Here is an 11,850-nt window from a genome sequence, read left to right as displayed (position 1 = left end):
GTTTTATATTGATGAGATATAATAAAAACCTATCCTACTCTTTTAAAAAAACTTTATTCAACCTATGAGCCTTTTGACTCATAGGTTTCAAATTTACTTACTTATCGATTGCATCAAATGCGCGTTTAAATTCAGCTTTTTCTTCTTCAGTTAAAGGTAATAATGGCATACGTGCATTACCAACTTTAAATCCAGCCAATTCACAACCATATTTAACTTTTTGAACGAATTTACCTGATTCCATAATTGCCATAACTGGGAATAATTGACGCATAACATCCTGAGCGCCTTTAATATCACCAGCATTATATTTATCGATAATTTCAACGACTTTGTTTGGGAAACAGTTAGCTGGACCACAGATCCAACTTGTTGCGCCCCACAAGAAGAAATCCAATGCCTGATCATCTGAACCACATGAAAGCTGGTAGTTATCTTTATACTTTCCACCAATTTCAATAGCACGTAATAAATTACCACTACTTTCTTTAATACCAATAACACGTGGATGGTCTTTAAAAGCTTCAAGTACTTCGTACCCAACTTCTACATTTGTACGAACAGGATAGTTATATAGAACAATATTAATTTGTGGAAAAGCATCTAAGATCGCATTGTAGTGAGCAATCAACTCTTCTTGAGATGGTAAAGCATAATAAGGAGGTGCAATTAAAAGGTTTGTATAACCAAGATCAACTGTTTGCTGAACCTGTTCTAAAACTTCACGTGTACACGAACCATTTGCACCAGCAATTAAAATACCTCGATCGCCAACTGTGTCTTTTACTACCTTAAGAATTTCACGGCGCTCTTCATTAGTCAGTGCGTAATACTCACCAGTAGAACCTAATGGTACGAAACCTTTAACACCGGCTTTTAATTGATATTCAATAATATCAACCAACGTTTTATAGTCGACTTGGTTATTTTCATCAAAAGGTGTTACTAGAGCAGGAAGAATACCTTGCAACATTTTAAATTTCTCCATAAAAATTTTTAAATCTGAATTTCCCTATCTCATACAAAATTAAGAAAATAACTAATGTTATTTCAATAACTTAAAATTGAAGATTTAGTATTCAATTCCAGATTATTACATTGTGTACAATATTGCATACACAAACAATATCTGTAATTTTTTTAGATGTCAATCATTCATGAGAAAATTAATTTACCTATAAAAAGAATAGATTTTTCAAAGATATATTTTTTAAGAAAAAGATTTTTTATATTTAACTCATCTTATTTTTAATTAAGATTTAAATTGCAAGATATTTTTTAATTAGAATTATTAGAAATATTAAGATATTTAAGCCCCCAAATAGATTTTTGTTTTAATTGGATATTTCTCTTTTCCAAACTAAATCTTGCCCGAATGTTAGAAATTTAAATAAAAAAATCTTTTTTGAACTGATTGACAGGATAATTTTTATCTCTTAATCTCATTGCATACAATATTGCATACATTTTAAATTCTACATTTTAATGTATTGAATTTTAGTTATTTAGCTCGTCGTGCTCATCAGATGAATAATAGAAATATTGGATTTGCTGAGTTAAAGCGATTACTTCGCTAACCATTTTCATAGGAACGATTATGGATATGTCCTCAATCAGTCATGTATCAACCATCGATAACGATGATGTTTACGCAATGGATCGCAAATACGTATTCCATTCTTGGTCAATCCAAGGCAATTTAAATCCTTTAGTTATTAAATCTGGTAAAGGATCGAAACTGTGGGATTTTGATGGTAATGAATATCTGGATTTTAGCAGCCAGTTGGTGAATACAAATATTGGCCATCAACATCCAAAAGTGGTTGAAGCAATTGTTAAACAAGCTCAAGAATTAATGACAATTGCCCCTTCAACTGCAAACTTAGCAAGAAATGAAGCTGCAAAAAGAATTGTAGAATTAGCTCCTGAAGGCTTTAATAAAGTTTTTTTTACAAATGGTGGAGCAGATGCCAACGAAAATGCTATTCGTATGGCTCGACTATTTACAGGTAAAACAAAAGTTTTATCTTCGTACCGCTCATATCATGGCAATACAGGTTCAGCAATTGTAGCAACCGGTGATGCTCGCCGTATTCCAAACGAGTATGCACGTGGTCACGTTCACTTTTTTAGCCCATATCTTTATAGATCGGAATTCCATGCATCAAATGAAGTGGAAGAATGCGAGCGTGCTTTACAACATTTGAGAAGAATTATCGAAAGTGAAGGACCATCAAGTATTGCTGCAATTTTACTTGAAAGCCTTCCAGGCACAGCTGGAATCTTAGTGCCACCTAAAAACTATATGCAAGGTGTTCGTGAACTCTGTAATGAATTTGGCATCATCATGATTTTTGATGAAGTCATGGCTGGCTTTGGCCGAACTGGCAAATGGTTTGCACTTGAACATTATGGAGTTATTCCAGATTTAATTACCTTTGCTAAAGGCGTAAATTCTGGATATGTGCCGGTAGGTGGAGTGATTATTTCTGAAAAAATTAGCCAGTACTTTGATACTACTTTCTTCCCTGGAGGGTTGACTTATTCAGGTCATCCTTTGGCAATGGCATCTATTGTGGCAACTATCGATGCTATGAAAGAAGAAAAAGTTCTAGAAAATGTGGAATACATCAGTAATGAAGTTTTAGGACCTGGCCTTAAAAAGCTTGCTGAGAAGCACAATATTATCGGTGAAGTACGCGGTGCTGGTGTTTTCTGGGCAATTGAATTAGTTAGCAATCAAAAAACAAAAGAACGCGTTTCAGCTCAGACTATGACTGAAATTAAGAATCTTTGTGCACAAAAAGGTCTTTTAACCTTCCTTGCAGATAACCGTATTCATGTTGTACCTCCATGTATCGTTACTAAAGAAGAAGTTTTAGAAGCTTTAAAAATCTATGACGAAGTTTTAACAGAAATTGGTTGCCATTAATTTTAGGAGATAATAAATGAGCGAGTTGAACGTTGTTGGTCATTTGATCAATGGTAAAAAAATTCACGACACTCAAAGAACACAGGATGTTTTTAACCCATCTACAGGCAAAGTTTCTAAACAAGTTGCGTTAGCTTCAAAAGAAACTGTAGAGGAAGCAATCACTGCTGCTCAGGCCGCTTTTCCTGCGTGGAAAAATACGCCGCCCTTACGTCGTGCACGTATTATGTTTAAGTTTAAAGAGCTACTTGAACAAAATGCTGAAAAAATTGCTCATCTTATTGGTGAAGAGCATGGAAAAATTTTGCATGATGCAAAAGGTGAATTACAACGTGGTATTGAAGTTGTTGAATATGCATGTGGTGCTCCTGAACTACTAAAAGGTGAATTCACTAAAAACGTAGGTCCAAATATTGACTCTTGGAGCGATTTTCATCCTTTAGGTGTGGTAGCTGGCATTACACCATTTAACTTCCCAACAATGGTGCCATTATGGATGATTCCAATGGCTCTAGTTTGCGGTAATACATTTGTTTTAAAACCTTCAGAACGTGATCCAAGTTCGACCATGTTTCTTGGGGAATTACTCTATCAAGCTGGTTTACCTGAAGGTGTTTTTAACATCGTTAATGGTGATAAAGAAGCTGTAGATGTTTTATTAAGTGATAGTCGTGTACAAGCGGTAAGTTTTGTAGGTTCAACTCCTATTGCTGAGTATATCTATAAGACTGCTGCTGCAAATGGAAAACGATGCCAAGCTTTAGGTGGTGCAAAAAACCATGCGATTGTCATGCCTGATGCTGATCTTGATAACGTTGTTAACTCATTACTTGGTGCTGCATTCGGGTCATCAGGTGAGCGCTGTATGGCCCTATCTGTTGCTGTAACTGTAGGTAAAGAAATTGGTGATCAATTAATTGAAAATCTTTCTAAAGCTATCGGCTCTTTAAAATACGGCGCTTATTCAGAAAATAGTAACGATTTTGGCCCAGTTATTACTAAAGCCCATAAAGATAAAGTCGTTAGCCATATTACAAGTGCAGAACAACAAGGTGCAAAAGTTGTCGTTGATGGCCGTGAAGCAAAAGTTGCAGGTCATGAAGATGGTTTCTACGTAGGTGCAACCTTAATCGACGAAGTTACGCCTGAAATGGACAGCTATAAAGCTGAGATTTTCGGCCCAGTATTACAAGTTATTCGTGTTGATACTATGGAAGAGGCTTTAGAACTCATTAATAAACATGAATATGGCAATGGTACATGTATCTATACTCGCGATGGTGAAGCTGCACGTTATTTCTGCGATAACGTACTTGTAGGTATGGTTGGCGTAAACATTCCTCTTCCTGTCCCAGTTGCTTATCACAGTTTTGGTGGGTGGAAACGTTCCCTATTTGGTGATCTTCATGTTTACGGTCCAGATGGTATTCGCTTCTATACTCGCCGTAAGACAATTACTCAACGTTGGCCATCTTCAAGTGTTAGAGAAGGTGCTCAATTCTCAATGCCAACTCTGTAGTAGTTTATAAATATAGCGTTAGGATCAGCCCATTCTGATTTTAACGCTATTTATGTTTTCTAAAATACACAATATCTTACTTATATAGTTATATATCTATGAACACTTATCTAAGCGAACCTAATTTAAGTAATAATGATATAGAAAATATATTTATAAACTACAATGCTTTTGATTGTTCAGAATCAAAAAATGATTTTGGAATTTTTATCTATTGTTATTCCAAAAAATCAAATGTCAGTTTAGGTTCAACTTTAATTCAAGCCCCTCCCTCATATGGTGTTTGGATACCAAAAAAGTATTTAAATGAAATAATTACTATCAATTCTCAAGAATATTGTGTCATCAGGATACCTAACGAACTCGCTAATACATTACCATTTGTTATAAGTACAGTTATTTGCAATTCCATAACAGATTCAATTTTGAGGCACTGTAAAGAGAAAACCATTTCATCAATAAGATCTGAAAAAGATAAGCACTTATATCAAGTATTGTTAGATCAAATTACAGATTCAGAATATTCAAATAGTTTTCTTCCTCTCACAAATCATCCAAAGCTCGCGGCTATACTTCAATATATAAAAGACCACTCTTCTCAAAACATCAATATATCGACTTTGGCAAAACAATTTGAAGTAAATGAAAGAACCTTAAGTCGACAATGCAATCACGAGTTAGGAATGAGTCTCATAGAATGGAAACAACGATTAAAGATCCTAAATACAATTTCCTTATTAGATGAGAATGCTTCAATCGATAATATTGCTAAAAACTTAGGTTACTCTACAACCTCAGGTTTTATAACTATGTTTAAACAGTGGACAGGATTAACACCTAATAAATATAAAAAAGAAATACTATCCAGATTTAACTAAATAAAATTTTATACTTCAATTTAAACAACAAGTTACACCTTAAAAGAATTTTGCTTAACCTTTAATTTTCACTGCTTACATTAACTTAAGGAAATCTTAAATGAAACTCTCTTTAGAAGGCCAGAATATACTGGTAACTGGTTCTGAAAATGGTATGGGTAAATCAATTGTAAAGAAATTATCCAGTGAAGGGGCTAACATTATTATCCAATTTGAAAAGGATAAAAAATTAGCCGAATCATTGCTTAGAGAAATTGATAATAAAGGCTGGATTATTCAAGCCGATTTATCTGCTCTAGACGGGCCGTTTAAATTATGGGAAACAGCGCTCATAGAAGCAGGTCAAATACATGCAATAGTTAATAATGCCAGTATTCGAACTGAACTAAGTATAGATTCACCTCCTGAATCTTGGCAGGCAATATGGAGAAAAGAGTTTCAAATAAACTTCTTTGCTGCCGCAGATCTTTGTAAAGAAGCGATTGCCCATTTTAAATTAGCTGGTAAAGGTAGAATTATTAATATTACAAGCCGCGCAGGACAACGAGGTTATGTAGCAGAAGCATTACCTTATGGTTGCAGTAAAGCAGCTTTGATTAATCTAACAAAATCTATCGCACGTTCTTTCGGAAACGACGGTATTACTGCTGTTGCGATTGCTCCAGGATGGGTTCAGTCTGAACTCGATGAAAACTCAATTTCTAGCAATGCACAGCAATCCGCCTTGGCTGAAATACCTATTGCTGAAATGGTGAAGCCTGAAGAATTAGCTGAACTAGTTTCTTTTGTTCTTATACCTTCGCAACTTTCTTTAAATGGTTCCACTATTGATATCAATGGCGGTAGTTATATTCGTTAATTTTCTCCCAATTAAGAATTGACAAATTTAATCATCAAATATAAATTGTATGCAAAATTGCATGCAATATATAAAGTACTAATAACAACCATTTAAAAGGAAATAAAATGGCTAGATTCATTGGTAAAACAGCTTTAGTAACGGGTGCTGGTGGTGGTATTGGCTCAGCAACTGCTCTTCGTTTAGCAGAAGAAGGTGCTACAGTTATCGTGGCAGATGCCGTATATGAGACAGCAGAAAAAACTGTAAGTTATATTATTAAACAAGGTGGTAAAGCGGAAACTTTAGTATTTGATTTGACGAATGGAAATGCATGCCGTCAGGCGATAGCAGATATAGAAGCTAATTATGGGCATATAGATATATTAGTTAATAATGCTGGTGCAATGCGTCGTGGTGATTTACTGCATACAAGTGAAGCTGATTGGTTGTTAAGTTTAGAAGTGAATGTGAATGCCCTCTTTCACTTATGCCAAGCAGTATTACCCAAAATGATTGTTGCTGGTGGTGGAGCAATTGTAAATACAGCATCTCAATGGGGTTTAACACCTGCTCCAGGTCATATCGCTTACAATGTAAGTAAAGCAGCCGTAGTCGCTTTTACTAAGAGCTTAGCTCGTGATTATGCTCCTCATAAAGTTCGAGTAAATGCAGTTTGTCCGGGTGAAATACATACACCGATGCTTGAAAAAGGTATTGCAGAAAAAGGGAAAACAATTGCAGATTTAGATGCAATGGTTCCATTTGGGCGCATTGGCAAACCAGAAGAAGTTGCAGCGTTAATCGCTTTTTTAGCATCAAATGAAGCAGCATTTACTTGTGGCGCATGTGTAGAAATCACTGGTGCTCAAGCTGTAGCATAAGGAAATACTAATGACAAATACTGCTCTAGATCTACAAGATAAAGTTATCTTGGTTACAGGTAGTTCACGTGGTATAGGCTTGGCTACAGCAAAGCTTCTTCATAAACGAGGAGCTAAAGTAATTATTCACGCACGTTCTTCGACACCTCATTTAGATGAACTATTAAATCAGTTAGGTGAAAATGTTCGTTTAGTATTGGGTGACTTAAGTAGTATAAATGGTGCAGAGAATGTTTGGGTCAAAGCCATTGGCTGCTTCGGGCATATAGATGTATTAGTTAATAATGCAGGAGCTTGGTTACCATCTGATATCAATTCTAGCCAAGCTTGGCGTGAGGGATGGGAAAGCAATATTGCTATTAATCTTGCAGCTCCTGCTGAATTATGCCGTTTAGCTTTATTACATTTCAAGCAAAGACATGGCGGCATTATTATCAATATTACCAGTCGTTCAGCGCATCGTGGTGATGATGCTGAGCATTTAGCTTATGGAGCAGCTAAAGGTGGCTTGCTTGCTTTGACAAAAGGTATTGCCAGAGGATATGGTCGTGACAATATTCTTGCTTATGCAATTGCACCAGGATGGGTTGCAACAGATTTAGCAGAGGGTGCAATTAAGCCTTCTGTATTAGAAAATCTGCCTTTAGGTGAAGTTACTCCTGCGAGTGATGTTGCTGAAATGGTAGCCTTTTTAGCTACTGGTCTTTCCCGTCATACGACTGGAGCAACGATCGATATTACAGGAGCAGATTACGTTCGCTAAAATTAAGTTATTTGAGTATTGGGTTTTTCCCCCCAATACTCTTATTCTAAAAATTAAATTATCTGTTGTTTAGTGTCTTTAAGAAATAAAAAATATAGAAGAATTATTGATAATAAAGTTATACAACCCATTACTCCATAAAGATTTTGCACGGAAGTAATCGGGATTAATAGGCCCGCAATTGGACCAATTAATAATAAAGCGATATCAAAAAAGGCTGTAAATACACCTAAAGCTATACCTTTATTTTGGTCATTAAATTTTTTCATTGCTTCAACACCCATCGCTGGGAAGACCATAGAAAAACCTGTCCCGACAAGAAATGCTCCCGCATAAGCAATTATTCGGTCACCTGATTGCCAAATTGTTAAAAGGCCGATAGCTTCGACAAGAAATGCGCATAGAGCCACATTCTTACCGCCGAAAGCTTGAATGGTATTAGAGAAGATAAATCTTACACCTACAAAACCAATACTAAATAAGCTCAAAGCCAGTGCTGCATTACTCCAACCCTTTTCCAAGAAAAATAAAGCTACAAAGGTTGAAAGTACACCAAAACCAAGAGTTCCAACAGCTTGCCCTAAACCGAAAATCCAAACTTTAGAAAGTACTGATAAAATTGGTAGACTTACAGGTCGAACATTCCCAGTCCGTATTGCTGTCTTTCTATATGCAAGAAAAAATCCAACAATAGCTAAAATTATAGTCAAAATGGCAAAGCCGAATTGACTAAACTGCGCATTACAAAAGACTCCTAATGGAGCCCCGATTGCCATAGATAGATATGTTGCTGCGCCATTCCATGAAATTACCCGAGAAGTTTCTGTAGGGCCGGCTAGTTGCATTCCCCAAAGTGTTGCACCAGTACTGCAGTAGCTTTCACTACTACCTAAAAATAGTCTTGAAATTGCGAGTAAGGAAATACTTACTAGTGGATATGAAACTAACGAAAGTGCTAAAAAAGCAAATACTCCACTTAATCCACAACAACTTAACCCTAAAAGAACTACATATCTGGAGCCTTTTCTATCGACAAGTTGACCAGCACTATGGCGAGTCAATAGCGTTGCTAAATATTGTAAACTGATAATTAAACCAACCAAAAAAGGTGCAAAATTAAGGTCTTTTACAATAAATTTTGGTAAGACTGCTAATGGCAACCCTACCGATAAATAAGCAAAAGCTGTAAAAATAACGACTGAAATGATTTTCCTTGTCACGTCTAAATTAGACTGTTTCCCTAGAGTCAATGCTGCCATCTTTTTTACTCACTTAAAAAGCCCCGTAAATTATTTTACGAGGCTTAACCAACTCATTTGATGAAACATATTTAGACAGAGTGAGTGATGCCTCCATCTACACGAATATTTTGTCCTGTAATGTACGCAGCCCCTTGGGAAGCCAGGAAGCTAATGGTTGCAGCAATTTCTTCACTGGTACCATATCTTTGTAATGGTACAGATTTGCGACGCTCTTCTGTTTCAGGAAGACTATCTATCCAGCCAGGTAAAATATTATTCATACGAATATTATTCGCTGCATATTTATCAGCGAAAATTTTAGTAAAGGATGCTAAGCCAGCACGAAAAACAGCTGATGTCGGAAACATATCGCTTGGTTCAAATGTCCATGCACTAGAAATATTAATAATTACGCCTGAATTTTGCTTCTCCATAATTGGAGTCACTAAACGAGTTGCTCGAATGACATTCATGAGATAAGTATCTAGACCTAAATGCCATTGCTCATCTGTAATCTCTAAAATAGGAGCTCGAGGACCATGTCCCGCACTATTAACTAATACATCAACTCTTCCCCATTTTTGATAAGCTTGGTCAACAAGGTTACCTATGTCTTGAGTTGATTGGTTTGTTCCCGTCACACCAATACCATTAAGCTCTTTGGCAATATCTTCTCCTTTTCCAGAAGAAGAAAGAATACCTACATGATAGCCATCTTTATTTAATTGTCGTGCAGCCGCCGCTCCCATGCCACTACCACCCGCTATAATTAGCGCTACTTTTTCTACAGTCATATATGCTATCCTTTAAAAGTGCTAAAACCATGCACACCTTAATATTTTGAATAGAATATCATGGTGAACTCTTCAGCTGACTTTAACTTTTCTCTCCATTGAATGAAGAAAAACTACAGTATGAATCAGGCCAATCGTTTACCCTCATTGAATGCACTAAAAGCTTTTGAGGCAGCAAGTAGACATTTAAATTTTAAACTCGCAGCAGAAGAGTTAAATGTTACTCAAAGTGCAATTGCTCAACAAATTCGTAGTCTTGAAGAGGAGCTAGGTTCAAAATTATTCGAGAGACATTCTAAAGGCGTAACTTTAACTCCAAATGGTAGAAGTTACTCTCATAGCATTACTCAAGCTTTTAATTTAATTTTTGAAGCAACTCAGTCATTTCGCCATTCAAATAAACATATTACTATTAGCGTAACTCCAACATTTGCATCTAAGTGGTTAATTCCTCGGCTCAACCAGTTTACTCAAACTCATCCCGATATTGATTTACAGATTTTAGCTACAGAAAGAATTTCACATTTTCAAAATGATGGGGTCGATTTAGCAATCCGTTATGGTAAACCTCCTTTCGGTGCTGGTCTTCATACAGAGTTACTCTTACAAGATTGTTTTATCGCTGTAGCAAGCCCTCACTTAATCCCTTTAAAAAATCAGCCTTTAGATTTAAATGATTTATATAAATATACTTTACTACATGATGCTAATAATCTTTGGTCCCACTTTTTAGATAAATTAGAAGTAAAAAAAACTAAAAACCTATTTAAAAATATCCGTTTTAATCAAACCTTATTGGCTATTGATGCCGCAGTTGCTGCACAAGGTATTACATTAAGTAATCCCATATTTGTCAGTTCCGACTTAGAAACAGGAAAGCTCATTAAAATTTTTGAGCAAGACTTAAAAATGGAAACTGGATTTTATTTAGTTACTCCTCGATATTCTATAAATGCTGAATCTATTGCTAAAGTTCGTAAATGGCTATTTGATCAGTTCAATTGAAAATAAAATATTTCATTTATAACTTTATTCTTAATAAGGACTTTCAAATTAATTTTTTCTTTTAAAATTATTTCACATTCAACTATATGTTTGATAAATTTAGTTTTATATTGCTCAAAAAGCCACCAATATGAAGCTCAAACAACTACAGCAAATTAGCAATACTGATATAAAGCTTTTAAAGATTTTTAAAACTGTTTGTGAATGTGGCAGCTTTACCTCTGCTGAAAGTATGTTGGGTATTAGCCGATCTGCAATTAGCTTACATGTAAGTGACTTAGAACAAAGAGTGGGATTCAGATTATGCCAACGAGGTAGAGCTGGTTTTGCTCTGACAGAAGAAGGAAAGGAACTATTAGAATATATTGAGATACTTTTGGTATCTATTGAAGATTTCCGCGTAAAGGTCAACCAAATCCATAATAAGCTCAAAGGTGAATTTAATATTGGCATTATCAATAACTTAGTTACAATGCCAAATTGTAATGTTACTCATACATTAAGGCAGTTAAGTAATGAACATCCTGATGTAAAAATAAATATTAGTATGAGTACTCTTTCAGATATTGAGAGTAAAGTATTAGATGGTCGTCTACATGTTGGAGCTATTCCATTTGTTGCTTCCCTATCTGGACTCAATTACTTTGATCTATATGAAGAGAAGTCTTTTCTCTATTGTGGTAATAAACATCCTCTATTTTCTTCAACCACTTTATTATTAAAAAATGATTTGAAAAAATGGGATGCTGTAACACCTAACTATAATATAACCGCAGAAGCTATTAATTTACATCAACTTCTTAACTGTAAGGCAACTGCTACAGACAGAGAAGGCATAGCATTTTTAATTTTGACAGGAAACTTCCTTGGATTTCTTCCGGATCATTATGCTTCTAAATGGGTACAAGAACAGAAAATGAAACCTATATTTAAATCAGAAATTACTTACAACACTAAAATTTGTTTAATTACTAAAAAGAGTAAAGCGAATAATAT

At 35.3% G+C, this 11,850-nt stretch carries 11 protein-coding genes; 8 read left to right on the top strand and 3 right to left on the bottom strand.

What is annotated here, in order from left to right:
- Window positions 1-97: 97 nt before the first annotated feature.
- Entirely contained in the window at window positions 98-973 is an 876-nt protein-coding gene (dapA, locus tag WA249_RS10130) for a 4-hydroxy-tetrahydrodipicolinate synthase (protein ID WP_141315359.1), read from the bottom strand.
- Window positions 974-1,597: 624 nt separating this feature from the next.
- On the opposite strand from dapA, the gene WA249_RS10125 reads away from it, so the two are divergent.
- The 6 genes from WA249_RS10125 (at window position 1,598) to WA249_RS10100 (ending at window position 7,814) form a co-directional block, all read left to right on the top strand.
- On the top strand, window positions 1,598-2,932 hold the full coding sequence (locus WA249_RS10125; protein ID WP_336168429.1) for an aspartate aminotransferase family protein: 1,335 nt from the start codon (window positions 1,598-1,600) through the stop codon (window positions 2,930-2,932).
- A gap of 16 nt (window positions 2,933-2,948) precedes the next feature.
- Complete coding sequence (locus tag WA249_RS10120; RefSeq protein ID WP_205668346.1) at window positions 2,949-4,451, top strand: CoA-acylating methylmalonate-semialdehyde dehydrogenase; 1,503 nt, start codon at window positions 2,949-2,951, stop codon at window positions 4,449-4,451.
- A gap of 98 nt (window positions 4,452-4,549) precedes the next feature.
- Window positions 4,550-5,329, top strand: a complete 780-nt coding sequence (locus WA249_RS10115) for a helix-turn-helix domain-containing protein (RefSeq protein WP_336168427.1) — start codon at window positions 4,550-4,552, stop codon at window positions 5,327-5,329.
- A 100-nt stretch (window positions 5,330-5,429) separates the two neighbouring features.
- The gene (locus WA249_RS10110; RefSeq protein WP_336168425.1) at window positions 5,430-6,188 is read left to right on the top strand and encodes an SDR family NAD(P)-dependent oxidoreductase; all 759 of its coding nucleotides are present in this window, start codon (window positions 5,430-5,432) and stop codon (window positions 6,186-6,188) included.
- A 107-nt stretch (window positions 6,189-6,295) separates the two neighbouring features.
- Entirely contained in the window at window positions 6,296-7,051 is a 756-nt protein-coding gene (locus WA249_RS10105) for an SDR family NAD(P)-dependent oxidoreductase (RefSeq protein WP_336168423.1), read from the top strand.
- A 10-nt stretch (window positions 7,052-7,061) separates the two neighbouring features.
- Window positions 7,062-7,814, top strand: coding sequence for an SDR family NAD(P)-dependent oxidoreductase (locus tag WA249_RS10100; RefSeq protein WP_336168422.1), 753 nt, complete (start codon window positions 7,062-7,064; stop codon window positions 7,812-7,814).
- Between the two features lie 53 nt (window positions 7,815-7,867).
- Here WA249_RS10100 and WA249_RS10095 read toward each other — a convergent pair whose 3' ends face one another.
- Both WA249_RS10095 and WA249_RS10090 read right to left on the bottom strand, forming a co-directional pair.
- The gene (locus tag WA249_RS10095; protein ID WP_336168418.1) at window positions 7,868-9,073 is read right to left on the bottom strand and encodes an MFS transporter; all 1,206 of its coding nucleotides are present in this window, start codon (window positions 9,071-9,073) and stop codon (window positions 7,868-7,870) included.
- A 71-nt stretch (window positions 9,074-9,144) separates the two neighbouring features.
- Window positions 9,145-9,849 (bottom strand): SDR family oxidoreductase, encoded by a 705-nt coding sequence (locus WA249_RS10090; protein WP_198072579.1) that lies wholly within the window; start codon window positions 9,847-9,849, stop codon window positions 9,145-9,147.
- A gap of 120 nt (window positions 9,850-9,969) precedes the next feature.
- Between WA249_RS10090 and gcvA the strand changes: the two genes are divergently transcribed.
- A complete protein-coding gene (gcvA, locus tag WA249_RS10085; RefSeq protein WP_336168413.1) occupies window positions 9,970-10,854 on the top strand; it encodes a transcriptional regulator GcvA in 885 nt (294 codons plus the stop codon).
- 130 nt (window positions 10,855-10,984) lie between these two features.
- Window positions 10,985-11,850, top strand: an 866-nt coding sequence (locus WA249_RS10080; RefSeq protein WP_336168411.1) for a LysR family transcriptional regulator, incomplete at its 3' end; no start/stop codon positions are given.

It is taken from the genome of Acinetobacter sp. 161(2023) (assembly GCF_037027805.1).
Classification (GTDB): domain Bacteria; phylum Pseudomonadota; class Gammaproteobacteria; order Pseudomonadales; family Moraxellaceae; genus Acinetobacter.
This window is presented reverse-complemented; position numbering and strand designations above follow the sequence as displayed.

Bases quoted from the DNA above. Each gene is read 5' to 3' on its own strand.
- dapA (WP_141315359.1), bottom strand. From the start codon at position 973: ATGTTGCAAGGTATTCTTCCTGCTCTAGTAACACCTTTTGATGAAAAT.
- WA249_RS10125 (WP_336168429.1), top strand. From the start codon at position 1,598: ATGGATATGTCCTCAATCAGTCATGTATCAACCATCGATAACGATGAT.
- WA249_RS10120 (WP_205668346.1), top strand. From the start codon at position 2,949: ATGAGCGAGTTGAACGTTGTTGGTCATTTGATCAATGGTAAAAAAATT.
- WA249_RS10115 (WP_336168427.1), top strand. From the start codon at position 4,550: ATGAACACTTATCTAAGCGAACCTAATTTAAGTAATAATGATATAGAA.
- WA249_RS10110 (WP_336168425.1), top strand. From the start codon at position 5,430: ATGAAACTCTCTTTAGAAGGCCAGAATATACTGGTAACTGGTTCTGAA.
- WA249_RS10105 (WP_336168423.1), top strand. From the start codon at position 6,296: ATGGCTAGATTCATTGGTAAAACAGCTTTAGTAACGGGTGCTGGTGGT.
- WA249_RS10100 (WP_336168422.1), top strand. From the start codon at position 7,062: ATGACAAATACTGCTCTAGATCTACAAGATAAAGTTATCTTGGTTACA.
- WA249_RS10095 (WP_336168418.1), bottom strand. From the start codon at position 9,073: ATGGCAGCATTGACTCTAGGGAAACAGTCTAATTTAGACGTGACAAGG.
- WA249_RS10090 (WP_198072579.1), bottom strand. From the start codon at position 9,849: ATGACTGTAGAAAAAGTAGCGCTAATTATAGCGGGTGGTAGTGGCATG.
- gcvA (WP_336168413.1), top strand. From the start codon at position 9,970: ATGAATCAGGCCAATCGTTTACCCTCATTGAATGCACTAAAAGCTTTT.